The organism is Alteromonas sp. a30 (assembly GCF_026788005.1).
GTDB lineage: Bacteria > Pseudomonadota > Gammaproteobacteria > Enterobacterales > Alteromonadaceae > Paraneptunicella.
The window spans coordinates 81,023-103,067 of record NZ_JABEPE010000015.1; the positions used below are offsets into that span (position 1 = coordinate 81,023).

At 44.0% G+C, this 22,045-nt stretch carries 14 protein-coding genes; 10 read left to right on the forward strand and 4 right to left on the reverse strand.

What is annotated here, in order from left to right; all coding sequences use genetic code 11:
• Positions 1–8 precede the first annotated feature (8 nt).
• The 9 genes from HJG39_RS14505 to HJG39_RS14545 all read left to right on the forward strand — a co-directional run bounded on the left by HJG39_RS14505 (position 9) and on the right by HJG39_RS14545 (position 12,866).
• Entirely contained in the window at positions 9–995 is a 987-nt protein-coding gene (locus HJG39_RS14505; RefSeq protein WP_268410105.1) for an AraC family transcriptional regulator, read from the forward strand.
• A 94-nt stretch (positions 996–1,089) separates the two neighbouring features.
• The gene (locus HJG39_RS14510; RefSeq protein ID WP_268410106.1) at positions 1,090–2,022 is read left to right on the forward strand and encodes a bile acid:sodium symporter family protein; all 933 of its coding nucleotides are present in this window, start codon (positions 1,090–1,092) and stop codon (positions 2,020–2,022) included.
• Positions 2,019–3,008, forward strand: coding sequence for an NAD-dependent epimerase/dehydratase family protein (locus HJG39_RS14515; protein WP_268410107.1), 990 nt, complete (start codon positions 2,019–2,021; stop codon positions 3,006–3,008). Before HJG39_RS14510 ends, HJG39_RS14515 begins: the two co-directional genes overlap by 4 nt.
• Positions 3,005–4,873: a Vgb family protein gene (locus HJG39_RS14520; RefSeq protein WP_268410108.1), complete on the forward strand. Its 1,869-nt coding sequence runs from the start codon at positions 3,005–3,007 to the stop codon at positions 4,871–4,873. Before HJG39_RS14515 ends, HJG39_RS14520 begins: the two co-directional genes overlap by 4 nt.
• A 3-nt stretch (positions 4,874–4,876) precedes the next feature.
• Entirely contained in the window at positions 4,877–6,094 is a 1,218-nt protein-coding gene (locus HJG39_RS14525) for an MFS transporter (protein ID WP_268410110.1), read from the forward strand.
• A 1-nt stretch (position 6,095) separates the two neighbouring features.
• Positions 6,096–6,869: an SDR family oxidoreductase gene (locus tag HJG39_RS14530; protein WP_268410111.1), complete on the forward strand. Its 774-nt coding sequence runs from the start codon at positions 6,096–6,098 to the stop codon at positions 6,867–6,869.
• Between the two features lie 290 nt (positions 6,870–7,159).
• Positions 7,160–8,203, forward strand: a complete 1,044-nt coding sequence (gene gshB / locus HJG39_RS14535) for a glutathione synthase (RefSeq protein ID WP_268410113.1) — start codon at positions 7,160–7,162, stop codon at positions 8,201–8,203.
• Positions 8,187–10,205, forward strand: coding sequence for a flavohemoglobin expression-modulating QEGLA motif protein (locus HJG39_RS14540; RefSeq protein WP_268410114.1), 2,019 nt, complete (start codon positions 8,187–8,189; stop codon positions 10,203–10,205). The genes gshB and HJG39_RS14540 overlap by 17 nt, the downstream gene beginning before the upstream one ends.
• A gap of 420 nt (positions 10,206–10,625) precedes the next feature.
• Positions 10,626–12,866 carry a TonB-dependent receptor gene (locus tag HJG39_RS14545; protein ID WP_326849264.1) on the forward strand — a complete coding sequence of 747 codons (2,241 nt, stop codon included), beginning with the start codon at positions 10,626–10,628 and terminating at the stop codon, positions 12,864–12,866.
• Between the two features lie 53 nt (positions 12,867–12,919).
• Here HJG39_RS14545 and HJG39_RS14550 read toward each other — a convergent pair whose 3' ends face one another.
• Together HJG39_RS14550 and HJG39_RS14555 are read right to left on the reverse strand one after the other, a co-directional pair.
• Positions 12,920–13,459 carry a PepSY domain-containing protein gene (locus HJG39_RS14550; protein WP_268410115.1) on the reverse strand — a complete coding sequence of 180 codons (540 nt, stop codon included), beginning with the start codon at positions 13,457–13,459 and terminating at the stop codon, positions 12,920–12,922.
• 95 nt (positions 13,460–13,554) lie between these two features.
• Positions 13,555–15,426 carry a TonB-dependent receptor plug domain-containing protein gene (locus HJG39_RS14555; RefSeq protein ID WP_268410116.1) on the reverse strand — a complete coding sequence of 624 codons (1,872 nt, stop codon included), beginning with the start codon at positions 15,424–15,426 and terminating at the stop codon, positions 13,555–13,557.
• 211 nt (positions 15,427–15,637) lie between these two features.
• Between HJG39_RS14555 and HJG39_RS14560 the strand changes: the two genes are divergently transcribed.
• Positions 15,638–18,916: a VPS10 domain-containing protein gene (locus HJG39_RS14560; protein ID WP_268410117.1), complete on the forward strand. Its 3,279-nt coding sequence runs from the start codon at positions 15,638–15,640 to the stop codon at positions 18,914–18,916.
• 88 nt (positions 18,917–19,004) lie between these two features.
• Here the strand turns inward: HJG39_RS14560 and HJG39_RS14565 are convergent, their stop codons facing one another.
• Together HJG39_RS14565 and HJG39_RS14570 are read right to left on the reverse strand one after the other, a co-directional pair.
• Complete coding sequence (locus HJG39_RS14565; RefSeq protein ID WP_268410120.1) at positions 19,005–21,089, reverse strand: hypothetical protein; 2,085 nt, start codon at positions 21,087–21,089, stop codon at positions 19,005–19,007.
• A 355-nt stretch (positions 21,090–21,444) separates the two neighbouring features.
• Positions 21,445–21,984, reverse strand: a complete 540-nt coding sequence (locus HJG39_RS14570) for a manganese efflux pump MntP (RefSeq protein WP_268410121.1) — start codon at positions 21,982–21,984, stop codon at positions 21,445–21,447.
• Between the last annotated feature and the right edge of the window lie 61 nt (positions 21,985–22,045).

Below are 22,045 nucleotides of genomic sequence, written 5' to 3' on the forward strand. Positions count from 1 at the left end.
GCTTGTTTATGCCTAAAATTGCCTTAGATACCCTGCGCTCTTTACTCAATCACCTAGCCCTTAAAGGAATAGAAAAAGAGGCGATGTTAGCGCATTTAGGAATGACCAAATCCAGCTTGAATGTGTCTGGCGAACTCATCGACATCCGACTCTATGAATCCCTCTACGCCTTTGCTGAAAGGCATTTAGATAGCAAAACCATCGGCTTTGAACTCGGCCAAAATATCGAACCGGACCGATGGGGTACATTGGGCTATATCGCCTTTACCTCTCCTTCGATAAAAGAAGCACTTGCATGCCAACGTCGCTACCAAAGCTTAGTCGGCAACATGGGCACGCCGTTACAAGAGATCAGTAATAACAAGCTCATATTAAAATGGCTGCCTTCCTATGCCTGTAGTCACAACACCGTAGAAGAAATCATTACGGGTTGGACCGCAATGGCTCGCAAACTGAGTAATAAAAAAATTAAGCCTATTGGTATTTACTTCGGTCACGAATGCCAAAGCGATATGCGAGTTTATGAAGATTTTTATGATTGCGAAGTCCGTTTTAGTTGCGATTATCATGGTATTAAAATCTATCAAGACACAATAAACCAGCCGTTCAACCGCCATGACCCAGAAGTACACGCACTTTTATGTCAACATGCCGATAGCTTATTAAATCGCCTCGCGGAAAGGCGCCCAGTAGAAAGCGTCACCAAATTCATCACTAATCAATTACCCTTTGGCGTGCCTGAAATTGAAGATGCAGCACAGAACCTGCACGTTAGCGTACGCACTTTGCAACGAAAATTGGGTGAGTACGACATCACGTTTTCAGGCTTAATAGACTCCATTCGTAAAGAGTTGGCTTTGAGTTACTTACGCAACACGAATACCAAAATTGTGTACATTACCCAAATGCTAGGTTTCTCGGAACAAAGTGCCTTTCAGCGGGCGTTTAAACGCTGGACAGGCAAAACACCAAGACAATATCGCAACAACGAATAAACCCAAGACGACACTATAATGGCGCGCAAAGTCATGACTTTCATGCCCTTTTTAACTAAATTGCCTACTCGGTTTTATTATTTTGTTAAGAGTTATGGACGCCAGCGCGATTTATTACGATGCCAACTCCCAATGGCTACTCAGCATTGTGCTTGCCAGCATGATTCTAGGTGTTGCGCTGGATATACATTGGCGTGACTTTAAAGCCATTTTAAAAATGCCCACTGCGATTTTCGCGGGTTTAGTCGCTCAATTTATTGCACTCCCGTTATTTACCACTTTAATAACACTTGTTGTTGACCTAGATGCCGGCATCGAGCTTGGTATGATACTCGTTGCGTCCTGTCCCGGAGGTGCAGTTTCCAATTTCGTGACTCACCTAGCTAAGGGCAATACCGCGCTCTCCATTTCCATGACGGCCACCTCCAGCGCCCTTGCGACCTTTATGCTACCTATCAACTTTGTATTTTGGTCTCAGGTCAACCCAACTACTCACGCCTTAATGCAGAGTATTGAAGTCAGTGGTGGCGCATTATTCCTTAACCTATTAATGGTATTAGCACTCCCGCTTGTGCTTGGTTTAGTTGTTCAAGCTTTTTGGCAAAAATTCGCGTCGATACTGCATAAAATATTAAAAATCACCAGCATATTAGCCTTATTTGCTTTCGTCTCCATTGCCATTTATCGAAACATAGATGCATTCAAAGCACATTTCGAACTCATGTTTTTAGTGGTGTTGTTTCACAATGCCCTTGCTTATTTGCTGGGCTTTTCAGCAGGCAGACTAGTTCGTTTAAATAACCGAGATACAAAAGCAACGACTATCGAGGTGGGAATGCAAAACTCCTCACTTGCTATTGCCATTGTTTTTACTCAATTTAATGCCGAGGCGGGTATGGCGCTCATCAGTGCATTTTGGGGAACGTGGCACTTAGTGTCAGGATTGGCCGTTGCCTATTTATTTAGTCGTTGGCCAAATGGTCCTGATCCTGTTGCGACCTCTCGCGCTAAGGAGTCTTTGTTATGAGTCAAACCACTGGCACACTGAAACGTATATTAGTGACAGGTGCAGCAGGCAGTTTAGGAAAACGTTTAGTTGAGCGCTTGATCAATAAACAAGGCAATCACGTTTATGCCACCGATATTAAGCCCTGCCCCTTCTCTCCTAAAGAGGAACAAGCAGGTGCGCTACAATATCAACGTTATGATTTACGTTCCCCGGATTTTTTAGAATGGGTTCGACAAATAAACCCTTGTCAAATTGTGCATTTGGCATCGGTACTACAACTATCGCCAAGCATAAACCGTCATATCGCCTATGATATTGACGTTGTAGCAACAAAGCGTTTACTCGAAGTAAGTACAGAGTTAGGCGTCGATAAGTTTATTATTACCACCAGCGGCGCAGCATACGGCTATTACCCTGAAAACCGAGACATTATTACTGAATCTCGGCCTACCCGAGGCAATATCGACTATTTCTATTCTGCTCATAAGGCTGAAATTGAAGCACTCATGACACAGTATCGTCGTTATCACCCTGAGCTTAAACAGATTGTGTTTCGTCCCGGAGCCATTCTTGGTCCTAACTTTGAAGGCCCAGTTGTTAACCTGTTTCAACAAAAACTTATTACGGGTCTTATGGGGTATCCCGGCCCGTTTAATTTCATTTGGTCCGAAGATGTTGTCAGTTTCATTATGGAAGGGTTGGAAACGGATATTACCGGGCAATTCAATATGGCGGGCGATGGTATTCTGACCATGAAACAAATAGCGCAACATTTGAAAAAAGCCTACCTGCCACTACCAGAATGGTTTATCAAATTCGCGCTTAGTATCGCCAGACCTTTAGGCTTAAGCCAATACGGCCCCGAACAAACCAAATTTATTAAATTCCGTCCGGTACTGGATAACAGCAAGCTGAAATCGACTTTTTCACATCAGCTTCAATACAACACCGTTGAAGCGCTCGATGCCTTCCTTAAGCAACAAACCCAAAAGGAGTTAGCATGAAACGCTTGGTTTTGATTTCGCTAACCTGCTTGAGCTTCATTCAAGCTCACGCTGAAAACACCATTAAAGTCATCGACTCTCAAGGCTCCCCCATAGCAAATGCGATGGTAATGCAAGTGCCTATGGTCGGCGCAACGCTGGATATTTCCGATTCAGGCTATCCCCCTCATGGCGTTGAAAATCAAGCGAATGCGGCATTCACACAGTTTACCAATGAACAAGGTGAAGCCACTTTTACGGCTTATTCTGGTCAGCAGGTGCGAATTCGAGTCCGGTTTCCCGATCACCAAGATAGCACGCACATTCTATCGCCAGACCAAAATCTGTCCGTTACTTTGCAGCCCATTACTGATCCATTGAAGCTTGCTGAATCTCGCCCAGCGAACACTTGGTTAGCCAAATTAGATTTGGGCGGCGATGACATGTTGAAAAAGCATTACGTGATGCAGTGTGGCTTTTGCCACCAGCAAGGTTCCCACTTTTTCCGCCGTCCTCGCCCTGAAGAAAATTGGCATGAGGTGATTTACCGTATGGTGGGTTATGGTTCTCGTTTACATGATGAAGCGCAAGAGAAGCTACCGAGCTTGCTATTCAATGGCTATAAAACGCTGTATGAAAATCCAGAGCAAGTCCCCTCTGCAACGCCTTGGGAACCTTATTTACAACAAACAAAAGTGACAGAGTGGCCGTTAGGAGATGCGTTTTCTCAAATGCACGACTTGCTCTACCATTCAAATGGTTTGGTATACGTAGGCGATAATTTGCAAGATCGTCTATACGAGGTCGACCCAAAAACTGGCAAATATGTGGTTTACAAGCTCAAGCGTGAAGACACAGATAAACACGGCGGTTTAATGAGCAAACGCCTTACCAGCTTTCCAAAGCACGAAGCATTTTCGGGAATTCACTCTTTTGCTGAATCTCCGAAAGATGGGCACATTTTCATCACCACCTCCTACCAACAACGCTTGGTTGAATTTGATCCGGTAAACAAAACCTTTATTAACCACAAAATGGAAGAAGGTTATTACCCGCACACTGTGCGCGTCGATCAACAAGACAACGTGTGGTTTACCATGGCGTTGTCGAATCAGGTTGCGTTATTTAACCGTTCAACCCAAGCTTTCACCATGTTTGACTTGCCAAACCGGGGGCTGCGGGAAACCCTTACCGTGAATGGAATGGGAGTCATTCTTAAACTGATGGAATGGGGTTTGCCACTAGCAAATTGGTTTTCTATTGATGAAAAGTCCACAGGTGTTCCTTTGCCTTACGGCATCGACATTACGCCCAATGGCGACATTTGGTTTGCACGATTACACGCCGATTCAATTGGCAAAATTGACGCCAAAACCCATGAAATCACCATTTACGACACGCCTTTTGTTGGTCCACGCCGCTTACGCTCGGACTCAAAAGGCAATTTATGGATAGCCGCCTTTCCTGAATCAATGATTGTGAAATTTGATCCGAAAACGGAAACATTCAGCAATTACCCTTTACCTGTGCATCCTTTAGGCAGCGAAACGCCTTATTCCTTAAATGTCGATAAAGCGCGAGATCAGGTGTGGGTAAACGGTAACACTTCTGATGCACTCTATCGTTTCGACATCAATAGCGAAAGTTGGTCTCACTACCCGCTTCCCAAACGCGTCACTTTCACACGCGATGTAGAATTTGCCCCTAATGGTGATGTTTATACCTCCAACTCTAGCTTCCCAAGTTGGCATATAGAAGACGCGCAACCAACGTTAATCCGGGTACAGCCGAATGCTTTAACCAACGAGGCAAAAACTGAGATGAGTATCAGCCAACACCATTCGCCCCTTAACGCTTCTAAAGCACAGGAAAAGGGAGCACCTTAATAGATGCAAAAAACGGCCCCGCCTCGCCAACATCTGCCAATATATTTGTTGTCCTGCTTACTGGCATTTATTGGTGGGCATATCATCAATTACAGCATCATTTTTCTGGCATTAGAGCGGTTTAACTCTCACGCGTTAGCCGGGATTGGTTATGGCTTATGCTTTGGACCGCCGTTGATTCTGGGCTGGATAGCTGGTGTGTATTGCGATCGCTACTCACCAAGACGCGTTATTTTAATCGCACAAAATAGTTACTTCGTTTCGTTAATCCTTCTATACACGGGCACCTTAGCCGCCACAGAGTACCAACCTCATTTACTCCTGCTGGCGGCGTTTTTCTCCGGTATCGGCTGGTCTTTTGTCGCCCCTGCACGTTTTGCCACACTTCCTTTTTATGTCTCCCCAGAAAAGCTCACCGGCGCCTCTATAGGGCTGAACCTAATGGTGATGACGGGCTTTGGCTTAGCGCCAATGATATTAAAACAAGTTGAATTTCAATTTGGTTGGAATAGCGTATTTTTAACCAGCGCACTGCTGTTTGCGTTTTCTGGTGCATTGCTACTGCCGCTCCGATTTGAGTTTACCGGCAAGCCCGCAGAGAAGGCACTCAATGAAATAAAAGCGAGCCTACTTTTTGTAAAGAAGTCCTCTTTCTTAAAAGCGCTGCTATTACTTGCCAGTATTACTTATCTGCTAATGGGGCCAATGCAAGTTGTCCTGCCATCTATTGCTGAAAAGCACCTACAACTTAGCCCTGTCGCCCAAGGAAATTATTTAAGCTTAATCGCCTTTTCCCTCATTGTTGGAGGGATCACAGCAATGTGGATGAAAAACAAAGGCCGCATTGGTCAATTTACTTTGCTGAGTATTGCCCTAGCTGGTGTAGGCATTGGTAATTTGAGTATTGAACACGAACTAAGTTTATCGGTTTTAACGCTAATCGTGGCAGGTTTGTGCGGTGGAATCGGCATTAGCTTTATTGTTGCTGGGCTTCAAGCCTATTCATCTGTTACCCATCGTGGTCGCATTATGAGTTTCTACAGTATGATAAGCCAGATCATCCCTGCGGCAAGTGGCATTGGCGCGGGTATTCTAGCGCAAGTTTTCACTCCGATGATGGCACTACAGATATTTTCAGGGCTCATTGTTTCCAGCGTCGTATTATGTTGGTTTTTCATGCCACACTTTCGCAAACTAGAGCGCTTTTCCGATGCGATATAATGTGAAAGGTAAAACAGTCCTGCTAACGGGCGGTGCCGGAGGATTAGGTCAGGCTCTGGTAATGAAACTCCTAGAAGCAGGCGCCAATGTTGCCATCTTTGATATGAGCACGTCCTCAATAAAAGCGGACAACCTTTTATCGATAAAGGTCGACATCACCCAACCCGATGCTTTACAAGTTGCTTTTACTCAGGTGATTAGTTGCTTTGGTAATATCGACATCTTAATCAACAATGCGGGCATCACTCATATGAGCCGTTTTGCTGACACCGAACAAACGACCTTCGATAAAATCATGGCCGTCAACTTTACAGCGAGTGTGAATATTACCCGTTTGTGTCTTCCTTATTTGCAAAAATCGCAAGGGCAAATTGTTGCAATATCCAGTGTTGCCGGATTCGCACCTTTATATGGAAGAAGTGCATACAGTGCCAGTAAACACGCAATGGAGGGATTTTTCTTATCATTAGCAAGCGAGTTAGAAGACAACCACGTACACGTTTTTATTGTGGCCCCTTCGTTTGTTAAATCGCGTCCAGAATTAACCGCGCAAGTCAACGCTGGCGTATCCTCTCCCGGAGCAATGAAAAAAAGCACTAATGGGCAGCAAATCTCACCAGACCAAGCGGCGCAATTGATATTGAGAGGCATCGAAAACAAACAGCACTATTTACGGCTGGGGCGCGTTGCTAAACTAGCATATTGGCTTAATACGCTGTTTCCGTCTATCTATCGCCGAGTGATGAAAAGTAGCGCCAAAAAAGAGTTTCTGTAAACGTACACAACATAACTAAAAAGGCTTTCTGCCGCACCGCTCATAAGCCTGATTTCGCTTCCTGACAATAACGCCTTTGCATTGACTCGTGAGAGAATTAAAAAGACGATCCCCTTTAGTTTCTGGCATAAAGCATCTTTGATGCCAAATTGAGCGATAATTCAACATTATTTTTTAATTTTCGGCTACTTTTTTTGTTGTGTCATTGACTAAAATGATCTCATAATCGCGCCGAATTAAGTCAGCGCAAATCGGCGTAGCTTTAAACCTTAAATATGTGATGAATTAACGTGAAAATTTGCTTTTTAATGTATCCGTGGGAACGAATTGATCCCGAAACAGATTCCACTTTACGCCTTATACACGAAGCGGCTAGTCGCGGTTTAACTGTGGCAATCACCACACCAAACAGCTTAACCATTCGTGATAGCGTACCTCATGCCTTTTGTAATGTTTTGAAACGCTCGGATAAGGTTCCTACGAGCAGTGTTTCTTTTTACAACAAAGCACAATTTAAGCGAAGTAAACTGCCGCTAGCGGGGTTTGATGCCATTATTATGCGCGCCAATCCTCCTCTTGATACCATTGCTCTTAACTTCCTCGATTCTGTTCGCAACGATACCTTTATCTTTAACGATATTGACGGGTTACGTGTTGCCAATAACAAGCTTTACCCTGCCTCTTTCAGTGGTGAAGCCAGCCGCTTCATTCCTACCACTCACGTATCTAAAAGTCGTGAGTACCTAGAGCAAGTATTGGCTGAATCAGCAACAGAAAAAATGATCATGAAACCGTTAAATGGGTTTGGTGGTGAAGGCGTGATTGTGGTTGAAAAATCGGCGCGTCAAAGCTTTCGCTCATTATTGGACTTCTACATTGGCGGCAATGCTAATGGCAATGGCAACTACGTCATTCTGCAAGAATATGTTGAAGGTGCTGAAAAAGGCGATGTACGCATTTTAATGCTCAATGGCGAGCCTATCGGTGCCATGCGTCGAGTCCCGTCTGAGAACGACATCCGCTCTAACATTCATGCAGGCGGTCAGGAAGTGAAACACCAACTCAACAAGGAAGAAAAAGAGCTATGCAAAGCCATTGGTCCTAAGTTGGTTAGGGACGGCTTATACTTCGTTGGTCTTGATGTTATCAACGGTAAGCTCATCGAAGTCAATGTATTGAGCCCCGGTGGTATTGTTCGTATTAATCGCTTGAATCGCGTCAAGCTCCAGACACAAGTGCTGGACTTTATTAGCAATGTTGTCGCGGCTAGAGAACTGGTCGTTCAACGTAAAAACGCATTTCGTAAGGCGATTGAAGATGCAGAAAGTATCTGAACAGGTCCTGCTTGATAAAATTGCCAACCAAGACGTCTTTCAGCTTACGCTGGAAGACGGTTCGCTAACGCTAAAAGTCGAAGCCTATGCACCGGTTATTTGTACTGCGGTTCACGCAGGTCATCAATTTACGGAAAAGGCCGCGGCACATTGTCTGTTATCTGAAGACGAAAGGTTGTATGAAGAAGATCCTCACACAGACCAATTCGTTCAATCCATGCCCATTACTTTAGTGTGCCACGATTCGCGTTATCGGTATGATTTGAACCGCCCTATCGCCACCTGTATTTATAAGCGCGCTTGGGGAAAACAAGTGTGGCGCAGCGCCTTACCAAGTCGTGAGAAACAAAGCAGCATAGCTAAACATCAATGCTTCTACCGTATTTTGGATGCGCTCATTAGCAGCATCGAAAAACGCTACGGTGCTTGCTTGGTGTACGATGTTCACTCATACAATTATAAACGTCATGATAGAGAGCTACCGGTATTCAATTTGGGTGTTGAGCAGGTTGATATGGACCGCTGGGGCAAAGTCATCCGTCACTTACAGCGCGGATTAAACAAAATCGACGTACCAAACAACAATATTAAAGCCAAATGTAACGATATTTTTTATGGGCGTGGTTACATGATTGCTCACGTCAATAGCCGTTTTCAAAACACCTTGGTGGTTCCAACCGAAATTAAGAAAATTTACATGGATGAGTTAAGCGGCGAGCCCTATCAGCACATTATTAACGACTTAAGTCTTGGTATTAAAGAATCCTTTACCGATACCGCAGCATATTTCAGCCGAGGCTACACTCGCAAAATTCGTGCGAAAAAAACCGATATGTTGTCGGATGTGGTCGACCCAGCGTTACTCAAAGTGGATAAAGCGTTATTTAAAATTGCCAAGGACTTAGAAACCCTTCGGTTTATTAACCCAACCAATATACGTCAGGAAAAGCGCCGTTTCTTCGCCAATAATGGCGATTATCAACCCCAATTTTTGTATCGCCCGTTAAACATTGATACCTATTTGTTCAGGGAAAACATTTATCGATTACCCGTTGATGAAATTAACGATCCCGGCATTCAAAAAATGTACCGAGATGTGATTGATTCATTGGCAACAAAAATCGATATGCTCGCAAATGCAGGCCAGCCTGAGTTTTTGTATGACTCTTTAAAATACTATGGCGAGCCAACACTTGAAGATGAGCGTCACGCCCAGTTTTTACTCCATGCCGCGGAATTTGAAACTAACGAAGATGTCAGCATGCTGGATACCAATGCCTTAGTGACGATGTTAGAAGTACAAGCCAAGGCAATGGGAATGCAATGTAAAGTAGAAACCAGCGCTAACTTAGCAGCTAAAGCCATGGTGTCGAATAGCAAAAAAACGGTTTATGTGGGTAAGCAAATTAGTGTAACCGATTGGGAAGCCCGTGGTTTAGTTGAACATGAACTTGGTGTGCACATGGCAACCACCTTGAATGCCAACTTGCAAACATTAAAAGTGTTTTCTGTCGGCTTACCGGGCAACACTTTCACACAAGAAGGCTTGGCTTTATTGAGTGAATACTTAAGTGGTAATTTACGTTTATCTCGCCTTAAGGATTTAGCCTTACGTGTGGTCGCAGTTAAAGAAATGCTGAACCATGGTAGCTTTAAACACACTTATAACGTTTTAGCAGAAGAATATAAGATGCCACAAAGTAATGCCTTTAAATTGGCAGTAAGGGTTCATCGAGGCGGCGGATTTACTAAAGATCACTTATATTTAAAAGGCTTTACCACGGCTGTTGAAACCTATAAAAATCAGGACCTAACAGGGCTTTTCATTGGTAAAACCGGATTCAAATACTTACCTTTAATCAATGAGTTGATGCAACGTAACTTAATTGCATCACCAACATTTTTGCCGCGTTTTATGTCTACCCCCACCCGTCCTCCAGAAATTTTGGCGTATCTGGTCAATACTGTGAGTCGAACAGAAAGCAAGCAAGTGGCAATCTAATCCACCAAGAGCGTCATCTGTTCAATGGCGCTCTCTTTATATCAGGTTGACAACCACTGTGGCTCATTTAGGGTATTTCACCTGATATAAACCTGCTCCACGCTCCAACGGCAAAAGTAGGAAATTAATTAATCCAAAAGTAAACATATCTACCACTTAAGAAGGTATTTTTAATTTATTTCCAATATTTGTTAGCGTTTTAACGCTTAACCAGTGTACACTTTCCACCCGCACGGAAATCGAATAATAACGACTAAACCTGCCCTTTTTTACATCATTTTTTTTGAATTAAATTAATACTTAATGGCGAAATATGGTGTATCAAAAAACCATAGACAAAAGTGAAGAAAAATAAAAACACAGTGGATATTCTTATCCATAGTCTTGGTGCAGGTGTCATCCAACGCGGAGCACAACTATATGCACACACCCAAAAACACACTTCCCTTTAAATTTGGCCTTTTAGCCGCAACGACGCACTTACTGTTAAGCACCCCACTTTTAGCACAAGAAGCCCCCAAAGCTACCAATGATGAATCGCTTGAAAAGATTATGGTTACGGCGCGTAAGCGTACTGAAAGCTTGTTCGAAACCCCTACCGCGATTACTTCATTAGGCGAGAACCTGATGCAAGCGGCTAACATCGGTAACATTGATGATGTAGGTAAGTATGTACCAAACTTAAACATCAGCCGATACGGCGTGGGCAGCACAGCCCACGCAGCGGTATTTATTCGCGGCATCGGTCTGCAAGATCACGTTATTACGACCGACCCGGGCGTAGGCGTTTACCTTGATGGCGTTTATTTAGGCCGCCAAATGGGTGCGAATATGTCGCTTCCCAACATTGAGCGTGTTGAAGTATTACGCGGCCCACAAGGCACATTGTATGGTCGTAATACATTAGGCGGTGCGGTAAACGTGATTACTAAAAAGCCCGGCGATGAAGATATTGCCAGCTTCTCTGTTAAAGCTGGTAGCCGTGGTCGCGTGGCCTCAGACGTTTATTTAAATGTGGATGTAACCGACAACTTTGCCATTTCTGGCAGTGCCTCGTTTAAAACTCGTAACGGTGTTGGCACCGCTATTAACCTTGAAAATCCTGAAAAAGAAATCGGTGAAGAAGAAGAGTTCAGTGGTCGATTTGCAGCCAAATGGACGGTTAGCAATGATTTTACACTAACGTGGTCTCTCGACTCTGTAGACAACGAGTCGGGTCAATCTCCTTATACTATTGAACTCACAGGAGGGCTTGATCCAAACGACCCATTTAACGGCGACTTCCCGCTTCTGGATGAAAGTTTACTGCCTGCTGACCCAGATGACTTGGCCACTACCGTTGCTGGAATTGAATCTACAGCACATGATGGCTGGGGCTCATCACTGACAGCCGATTGGACGGTCAATAATACACTTTCAGCCAAATTCATAGGCAGCTATCGTACTTCTGATTACGAAGGCGGTTTGGACGATGATGCTACAGCATTGAATCTTTCTGAATTTCCAGAGGAAGGCGGCGCAGATCAATACTCACTAGAGATACAAATCAACGGCACTTACGATAACTGGGACTTCGTTTCAGGGTTGTACTACTTCAACGAAGACGGCTTCACACGCTCTGGTCCGTGGGTATTCAGCCCATTTAATACGCCAGATGGCTTGTTAAACGATGGTGTCACTGCATCGTTTGGTGACTTTGGCTACTTCGACCTAAACCAAGAAACAGACGCTTACGCTGCCTACTTCAACATGTCTTACGACCTCACAGATCGCTTAAGTGTTGGTGGTGGTTTACGCTACTCCCGTGACGAAAAAGAAGCCAATGCTTTATTCCCGAGCTTCCCTGAGCGCAAATTTGTTTCCGCTGACTTTAGCGAAGTAACATGGGATATTAACGCCTCTTACCAGCTAGACAACGGCCTAAACGTGTACGGGCAAGTGCAAAAAGGCTATCAGACAGGTGGTTTCCCGCCGCGTCCATTTGGTGGTCCTGACCAATTTGTTTCTTTTGATGAAACCACGGCTATCAACTATGAGTTTGGTTTGAAGGGCAAAATTACTGATGATTTATCAGTCCTAGCAGCTTTGTTCTACACAGAATACACCGACCTAGCATTGCCATTTTCTGACCCAACCTCCGGCGGCGGCTTCGTCACCATCGTTGAAAATGCGGGTGAATCAGAAGCACAAGGTATTGAGATAGAAGCCACATGGGAAGCAACGGACAACTTTACTCTTCGTACAGCGGTGGGTTACATCGATGCAGAAATTACCGAAGTGGATGCGGGTGTCATTGGTATTGGTGAAGGCGATTCGCCAGCACAGACGCCGGAGTGGACAGTTATGATTGCCCCAACCTACTTTATGGAGCTAGACAGTGGCGCCCTCATTAACTTCAGCGCCGACTATTCCTACCGTGATGAGATGCAAGGTCAATCCAATTTCAATCCAAACGAAGTGATTGATTCTCGTGAGTTAATTGGTTTTAACGTGACTTATGAATCGGCTGAAGGTGATTGGTCTATTAGCTTATACGGTGAAAACATCACTAACGAGATCTACGATCAAGGGCGATTGCAGCAAACAGGCTTTGTTGGCATCGTGCGTAGTAATGACCGTAGCGAATTTGGCTTACGCTTCTTTAAAGAGCTTGAGCTTTAATTCTAAGACACATTAGCCAACATGGATCAGCCGCAAGGAAGTGGCTGAAACCCCTAATCCGGTTTGTGATAGTGTTGCCTTGCGCGGCGTTTTTTATACTTACTTTTTAACGTGGTATAAAGCAAAATAGCGCCACTACACCACATTATCAATAGGGCAATTGCCGCCGGTAGAAATATCCATAATTTGGCACTATCTGCAAACCAGCTGCCATCGTGTATCGACTCAATCGTATTTGAGCGACGATAAGCAAGTAGTAAGACTTTTCCTGATTCCGCATCAATTTGTGCTTCCCAACTATTACGCGCCCGAATTTTGATTATTCCTTTTGAAGGACGCACATCTAGCCGGTCTATTTGCTGCCAATCAGCAACACCTAACTCTGGAATCGACCTTGCAATAGATAAAATATGCTCAAAATCGATACTTGGCGAAGTGGCTTGGCCTTTTTGTGTCGGCGGTTGTATCCAATCCGATTGCTTTTTAACTTGCAACAATATCCCGCTACTTATCACGATAACCGCAGGGATAAGGCTAACTAATGCGAGCCATAAATGAATACGGCGACTGAATTGTCGTAAATAATTAAACAAGGGCACAACTCTTAATTAAAAATTGGCGCGCATCATAGCGCTTTGTATAGCAAACTTCGAATGTCTCATTTTGCCACCAGAAGATATGCAAGCATCTAGAACATAAACTCGCATGAAATATTGAGGTCTCGGCTTTTAGCAAATGGCGCCAGATCATCACGAGAGGTGACATAATCCTGATTGGTTACGTTTGTCAAATTTACCGCCAATTGCATCCTATCGTTGACTTGGTATTGGTACCCTGCATCCATGATCAACACACTTGAAACCGGCAATTCTCCATCCACAAGATGATCGCTTGAATGACGATGTGTTAGTGTGACAAAGCCTTGGCTACGATCGCCTAACGCCACAACAGATAACCGATGTTGAGTGGGCGATATGTCGGCAATCGCTTGCCCACTGTTGTTTTCTCCGTGTAACCACTGACCAGAAAAGTGAATTTTCCACTGCAACTGCATTAGCGCAAATTGATAACGCCCTTGATAGCTTCCCCCCGAGACAGTGGCGTTATCAATATTACGATAAGCCCGAATATCATCCGCAACGCGAATGCGCTCAATATAATCATCAATATCCTGCTGAAACATTGTTATGGAAACATCAAATCCACCATGACGATAAGACACACTCGTTTCGGCATTGAGTGTTGTCTCTGTCTCTAGCAGTAAAGATCCTTTAACCTGACCTCTTGGCGTCGAACCATCGAAATAGCGTTCCGTCAAACTAGGTACACGATAAGCTTGGCTCACATAAGTAGACCACTGCCAATGGGGAGCAAATTGATGAGCGTAGCCAGCAAATGCACTTAGATTAGTATCATAATGCGAGTGTTGAGATAATTTATCGTGCTGATATTGTTGCGCTAATCTCGACCCACCAATCCAAGTACCTTGCCCAAAATTTCGGCTAAACTCCGCACTAATAAACGATTCCCATTGCTCGGCATCCAGTGTTAACCGAGCAAAAACATCATCGCCCTGTGCGCTTATTTCCTGTTCAAAACCTTGCACATTGGTTCGCGCATCAACGCCTGCACGCCAATACAATTGGTACTGACCCACGCGAGGATCATCGTGGATTTGCGCGCCAAAATCGAGAAATTGATTATCAATGCTGTTAGTTCTCAACGCTGGACGCTCAACTATTGTGCGTTGCTTAGCGTGATGAAAGTAAGTCGTCGCATTCAGCCAGTCAAAATCCAACTTCCCTAACCAATGATCATTATTCGGATACAGTGTAAAACGCTTTGCGGGGTCGTCTGCACTGGCCTTAGCAATATTATTCGCAGATGAATACAACAATAAACCTTCACGCAATCGACCTGCATCTAATTGATGTCGTAGCGCAATGCTGTGCTGTTCAAAACGATCTTGAATAACGTTACCGCGAGCATCTTCACTGTTATTGGCGTGTCGGTGATTCACCAACCAATGTGTATCGTCGGTATTGGTTTTTCCTTCAAACTGTATTTCCCGGTAGTCAGCAACCTGTCCCCAATTAAGCTTTACCGCATTGTTTTCTGGTGCGGATAACACTAAGTCAACACCGCCACCGATTGCACCAGATCCCAGTTGAGTTGAAGCGGCACCTTGGGTTACAAAAGCCTGACCAATAAAACTTGGCGGAATAAACTCAACCGCCGTGCCAGCACGGCGCTCGGTATGAATGGGGATGCCTTCAATTAAGGTTTGAACACGCCATCGAGCAAAGCCTCGGATATTAATCGACTGGAATAGTCCCCCCTGCCCGTTTAAATTTACAATCGGCGACTGGTCCAACAAAGTCGCCACACTGTCTGCACTGAAACTGCTCTCATCAATGAGCTGTTGAGCAGGTAAAATATTTAGCAATGCACGTTGATAATGTGGCGCCTGACCTATTACTTCTATGTGTTCATTCAACATATTCGCAGCGGCGACTTGGCTAAATAACAGCGCCAAAACAATCATATTTTTCTTATTCATAAAAACGATAAATGTACTTCACTAGGGACTGGGAAAACCAAGAAAGGCCAATTTCAAATAATGCCTGCTATCAAAAGTCATGCCCCATGAAGTTGTCAAACAAGTATCGTTAAACGGCTATTTTGGTCGTTCAACGACATTGCTTTAATAAAAAATCATCCCTAACGTAATATTGCTCTAAATTTGGCATTTAGCCCACTTGAGGAATGAAATGAAAACCCTAATAAAGATAGCCTTAGCATCATCCATTATGCTTTCGTCTGCTCATGCTTTAGCGAAAGAGACAAAAAATGATGACGACAATAAGGCACTGTTTAGCAGTAAGACATTTGAAGCGATGACGCTTCGTCATATTGGGCCTGCCTATATGTCAGGTCGTATTGCAGATATTGCCGTGGACCAAAAGAACCCGTCAACATGGTACGTTGCCGTCGGTTCTGGCGGAGTTTGGAAAACTGAAAACGCCGGTACCACATGGACTCCGGTATTTGATAAGCAAGCCGTATATTCAACGGGTGATGTTACTATCGATCCAAGCAACCCAGACATTATCTGGGTTGGCACTGGTGAAAATAACGGTGGTCGACATATTAGCTTCGGTGACGGCATCTATAAATCGATAGATGGCGGTAAAAATTGGAAAAACATGGGGCTTGGGCAATCTGAACATATTTCAGATATTATTGTTCACCCGAACGATTCAAATATTGTCTGGGCAGCCGTTCAAGGACCATTATGGAGTGGTGGCGGTGAGCGTGGGTTATACAAAACCGTAGATGGTGGTAAAACTTGGAAACTGGTATTAACACCAAAAGATGAGTGGACAGGCGTTACCTCATTAGTAATGGACCCTCGCAACCCAAATAAACTCTATGCCGCAACATGGTCTCGTCAAAGAAAAATAGAGGCTTACGTTGGCACCGGGCCAGGAGCTGGTATCCATGCTTCTGATGACGGTGGTGAAACTTGGACCGAACTCAAAACAGGCTTGCCGAAAGGCAATAAAGGCAAAATTGGCCTAGCCATTTCTCCTATCAATCCAGATGTACTTTACGCCACTATCGAAACTGATAATCGCAAAGGCGGCTTCTATCGTTCTGCAAATCAAGGCGCAAGTTGGGAAAAAATGTCTGATGAAGTCGGCGGTGGAACGGGCCCTCACTACTATCAAGAAATTTTTGCTGATCAACACCAATTTGACCGTGTTTACATTGCCAGTAACTACAGTAAAGTCTCCAACGACGGCGGTAAAACATGGATACCTATCAATAACAAGCGCAAGCATGTTGATGATCATGCAATGGCGTTCCATCCAACCGATTCAGACTTTGTTCTTATCGGTTCAGATGGCGGTATTTACATGTCTCACGACCGAATGCAAAACTGGCGCTTTATCGCCAACCTACCAATCTCACAGTTTTATAAGGTTGCCGTTGATGACGCTAAGCCGTTTTATCATGTTTTTGGTGGGACCCAAGATAACTCAACGCAAGGCGGACCTTCACGAACTGACCGTGCGGAAGGCATCAAAAATAAAGATTGGTTCCTTACTTTGGGTGGCGACGGTCATCAACCTGCGACCGAACCCGGCAATCCAAACATTCTTTACTCGCAGTGGCAACAAGGTAATTTAACCCGACATGATCGTATAACGGGTGAGAATGTTTACATCAAGCCACAACCACTCCCCGGCGATCCGGCTGAACGATATAACTGGGATGCGCCAATTAATGTTTCGGCACACGACCCTAAACGCATCTATTTCGCCTCTCAACGAGTTTGGCGCTCAGATGACCGTGGAGACAGCTGGACTCCCATTTCGGGCGACCTAACCAAAAATGGCAATCGTATGCACAGCGAAATGATGGGCAGAACTTGGTCCGTGGAAGCTGGCTGGGATATATATGCCATGTCCGAATTCCATACCATTGCTAACTTTGCGGAAAGTCCGGTTAACCAAGATATTTTGTGGGTAGGAACCGATGACGGGCTTATTCAAGTGACAACCGATGGCGGCAAAAACTGGAAGAAGATCGATCTGAGTAAGGTAAGAGGTGTACCCAAAACGGCATACGTTAATGATATTCGCGCCGACTTATTCGATCCTAACACCGTATATGTTGCCCTTGATAACCACAAATATGGTGATTATAAGCCTTACTTAATCAAGTCAACGAATTTGGGCAAGAAATGGACATCACTCGCCGAAGATCTACCTGAAAAACACCTTGTCTGGCGTATAGTGCAAGATCATGTCAACAAGGATCTCTTGTTCATCGGAACAGAATTTGGCGTGTTCTTCACCGTAAACGGCGGTCAAAAATGGATAGAACTCAATGGCGGCTTGCCGACAATCTCGACTCGTGATGTACAAATTCAACGAAGTGAAAATGACCTTGTTTTGGGTACATTCGGACGCGGTATTTATATCCTAGATGATTACGCACCACTGCGTAAGTTAACCGAACAAGCCATGGAAAAAGAAGCGCTGCTATTTGGCCCTAGCCGCCCAACCAAATGGTTCCGCTTAGACGGCAATCACACCAAATCTGATGGTGATGACCGCTTCGCAGCCAAAAACCCAGAACATGGCGCCACACTCACTTACTTCCTAAAAGAAAGCCTACTAACAGCAAAGGAAAAACGCCAGAAAGCTGAAAAAGCCATGGTGAAAGATAAGAAATATCCTAAATATCCAAGCTGGGAATCTATCGAAGCTGAAAATCAGGAAGCGAAACCTGCTGTTTATGTGGAAATCACCGATGCCAATGGCAATATTGTGAATCGTGTTGAGGGTGACAATAAGAAAGGTTTACATCGTGTAACTTGGGGCATGACATATTCCAAAGTAGGCGCTGTAACCGGTGAAGAGCCCTCTCCTTGGGATCCGTTAGGCAAAGGATTAATGGTGGCTCCGGGCACATACACCGCAACACTTTATAAACGTGAAGGCACTACAGTAACACCATTAGCTGAACCTGTTTCATTCAAGTTAGAGCCCATTTATGAAGGCACTTTACCAAATATGACGCATCAGGAAGTGCTTGCATTCAATCAAAAAATTGTTGCTGCGGAAAGACAAGCGTCTGCATTAGTTCAAGTTTTGGAAACTATAGAAGAACAAATGAAGTCGATTCGTACCGCCATTGACAGAACGCCGAATAATATAGCGGCTCTTGAAAAGCAATATGCCGATATTCAGGATGAAATTAACGCAATTAATCAAGAAATTAGCGGACTTGAGTCACGAAATAATATGGGAATTAAACCCCCGAATATTGAAAGCAGGTTTAGTTATGCGATGTCGGCGCTGCAATCATCTTACGGCCCAACGAAACAACATAAAGACCAGTTCAAATATGCAATGGAAGGGTTAGACTCAGTAACCAAACGGGTGTCTGCACTTCAAGAAGATGCGATTGTTAAACTACAACAATCCATCATTAACGCAGGTGGACCGTGGACAATGGGCGCCCCTGTTATCCAATAATGAAATAAGTTGTATTACATAAATAAAATGCCGCTCAATAACAGCGGCATTTTTGTTTTTCATTGTGAAATATTTAATAAGCTAACGCTTATGCAATTAACGCAATAGCTTGTCGAATTACCTCAATAACACTATTAATTTGCATAATGGTTAAATCAGCTAAGTCGTCTTCGATACAGTCTTTACCGCCTTTGTTACCTTTCTTACCAGTGTTCTTATTAGCAGAACAACGCTCTTTATCGGTTTTACTAATGGCATCTTGCAAGCTCAAAATGGCATCTTCAAAGAAGCCAATCGCTGCGGCTGAATCACCTACTAACAACGCCTCTAGTGCAGCGTTAATAGCATCTTGCGCACTCTGATAATGATTGAATACGGCAGGACTTGCATTCACAGGAAGCAGCGCAACCACATCAGCAATATCAGCCAAGACTTCTTCTGCAATTACTTCTGGCGTCACAGGTGCCGCTTCAATATTGATGGCAGAAATAGCAAAGCTAAAGAGTAAATCCGATTGCGGCTCAGGTTTATCAATACCAGAGTAAGTGACGAGTAAGCTTTGATCACCAAGACTCGACCAGTTATAGCCCGGCGTCCAAGAGATTTCGAACACGCCATCACCGTCTGCGTCATTATCGCCGCCAATGTTAACGCCGCCAACAAAGAAGCTTACATTACCGATGCTTTGGTTTGGATCGCTACTGCCTACCACAAAACTGTTTGTTTGCGTATCAATCACATGAACCGCTAAACGTACGGTATCATTGGTGTCGATAACAAGATTTTCGCCTTCAATGAACATCACATTCGTGTTGTGTCCTACTGCTGGTGGCGGTGGTGGTGTTGCACTCGTTACCGAGGTAATGGCAAAGGTTTCACTGCGTGCTTGCGATGTCGCCATCACCGAATGCGTTACAGGGAAGCCAAAAGGTAAATTAGGCGGCGCAAACATAGTGAAATGAATATCGTTAGATTCACCCGATGCTAACGTCACCACGCTCTTATCTAATGCAGCTGGGAATCCGGGATAACCACCCGACAATTTAATATCAAAGGTTTCCGGCGTTTCAGCATTCCCCGTATTTGTGACGGTAAAAACATAATTGATAATCTGATGGGTATCGCTAAAGGCTAGCAACTCTTGGCCTTCTGGCGTAGCTTGAATATCAACGCCAAATTCACCAAATTCCCCTAATGCGATTACTGCCCACATGTTAGACGCAACTCTATCATTCGCGCTAATTTGGGCGGCTCCAACAGGCCAAGAACCATCGGCTCGCTGAGAATTAAGTAAATAAGCAACTCCTCGACTAACTGCACTGTCAGTTGAGGTTAACCCACCCAACCTTAATGCATATACCGCAACGCCAGTTTGAAACGAACTACTTGCTCTTCCTTGATATACGCCAAATCCACCATCGGGGTTTTGCCTTGCCTTTAGCGTTGTAATCACGGATTGAATTGCAGCGTCGGACTTGGGAACTTTCCCTTCGATTAAACCTGCCATTTTATAACCCAACGACTGAGTATCTGATGGCTGAACGCCTTTTAGCCACTCTACCGCTTTCAAATAGGATTCTTCATATTTCGGGGCTTTGGTGATCTCAAAGGCTCTGCGCATTGTAATAATCGACATAGCGGTAACAGAGCTATTGTTATCAAAACGGAAGACTTCTGAACTATGGTTCTTCCAAACACCATCAGACACCCAACGTCCGCTCGCTTCTTGCCGAGACCACAACTTTTCTGCACCACTTAAAAAGGTCTGCTGTGCATCGGTTGCCACACTTCTATCGTAGAAAGCCAATCCAGAAGAAGCGATTGCTGTGGTCATTGTTGGCGCAATATTCCCACCGTGATGACGCCAAAGATCGTCGGCATCCTGTTCTCGTACAATGGTTTTAACCAACTCAGCCAAATGTTGTTGGTTTACGGTATAGCCACGCGTTGTGCCAATTGAGGCTCCCCAAATGCTTAACCCTTGGGTATGACAAGCGAAACAAGATCTATCACTTCCCCCTCTTGCATTTTGCCAGTCCACCGCAGCCTTGGTGATAAAGTCCATCCCTTTTTGCCCTGCTTCTTTGGGAGTGAGTGCGAGTGAATAGCTGGAAAACAGCATACCTAAAAACGGTATACACCAGTGGAGTTTTAACTGCTTTAAAAATTTCATTATTTATCCTCTTTTTACTTACTAAGCGAGGACAAACTAAACAACAAATCACATTTAGGTCAATTAAAAAACCTTTAATGTGAATCATAAGACTCTATTAAATAATATTTTTTCACATAAAATAACGTTAATTTTAGAGGATTTTAATAAGTGGAATTTTTCAAATGTTTTTTACTTGTCAATATTGAGAACAAATTCACAGAAAATAAAAAACCTTTCTTTACATATACTTATGAAAATATTCAGGAAATAAAAACAGAATTCATACAAATTATATTTTAAAAAAAGGCGTTAATATCAACACATAAAAACAAATTATTACATTTGAAAATAAAGCTTTTTCAAGAATTAAAACTTAAAAAATAAGCATTTTAAAACCGATCAAAATCAAAACAATGCCGCCAAATAATTCTGCTCTGCTTTCTAACCAAGTGCCGCTCTTGGCGCCTATTTTGACACCTACCGCGCTGAATAACGCAGTTACCGCACCAATGATGAAACAGGCGAAGAATGCATCAACTTCAAGCAAAGTAAGAGAAAAACCTGCGGCCAAAGCATCAATGCTGGTAGCAATGGCCAACATTAACATAACTCTGTGAGTTATTTGGGCAATGTCATCCTCAATGCCTTCAGCAAAAGACTCATAAATCATTTTGCCTCCAATTAATAAGAGCAGAATGAAAGCGACCCAGGGTGCGTAATCTTGTATCCAGCCCAAAAGGCCAATTCCACCTGCGTAGCCAAGCATCGGCATAACGCCTTGAAATAATCCAAAATAAACGCCAGCCATAATAGGCAAAGAAGAGGTGCGGGATAAGTGTTTGGCGCCAAGGCCAATTGATACGGCAAAGGCATCCATACTTAACGCCAATGCTAAAATGCTCACTTCAAACACAATGTTGATTCCAGCTTTAGAAGATTAACCATCATCGTGGGATTTTAAGTAAATAAATGCG

Bases quoted from the DNA above. Each gene is read 5' to 3' on its own strand.
- HJG39_RS14515 (WP_268410107.1), top strand. From the start codon at position 2,019: ATGAGTCAAACCACTGGCACACTGAAACGTATATTAGTGACAGGTGCA.
- HJG39_RS14555 (WP_268410116.1), bottom strand. From the start codon at position 15,426: ATGAATAAGAAAAATATGATTGTTTTGGCGCTGTTATTTAGCCAAGTC.
- HJG39_RS14540 (WP_268410114.1), top strand. From the start codon at position 8,187: ATGCAGAAAGTATCTGAACAGGTCCTGCTTGATAAAATTGCCAACCAA.
- HJG39_RS14510 (WP_268410106.1), top strand. From the start codon at position 1,090: ATGGACGCCAGCGCGATTTATTACGATGCCAACTCCCAATGGCTACTC.
- HJG39_RS14505 (WP_268410105.1), top strand. From the start codon at position 9: ATGCCTAAAATTGCCTTAGATACCCTGCGCTCTTTACTCAATCACCTA.
- HJG39_RS14565 (WP_268410120.1), bottom strand. From the start codon at position 21,089: ATGAAATTTTTAAAGCAGTTAAAACTCCACTGGTGTATACCGTTTTTA.
- HJG39_RS14560 (WP_268410117.1), top strand. From the start codon at position 15,638: ATGAAAACCCTAATAAAGATAGCCTTAGCATCATCCATTATGCTTTCG.
- HJG39_RS14525 (WP_268410110.1), top strand. From the start codon at position 4,877: ATGCAAAAAACGGCCCCGCCTCGCCAACATCTGCCAATATATTTGTTG.
- HJG39_RS14520 (WP_268410108.1), top strand. From the start codon at position 3,005: ATGAAACGCTTGGTTTTGATTTCGCTAACCTGCTTGAGCTTCATTCAA.
- HJG39_RS14545 (WP_326849264.1), top strand. From the start codon at position 10,626: ATGCACACACCCAAAAACACACTTCCCTTTAAATTTGGCCTTTTAGCC.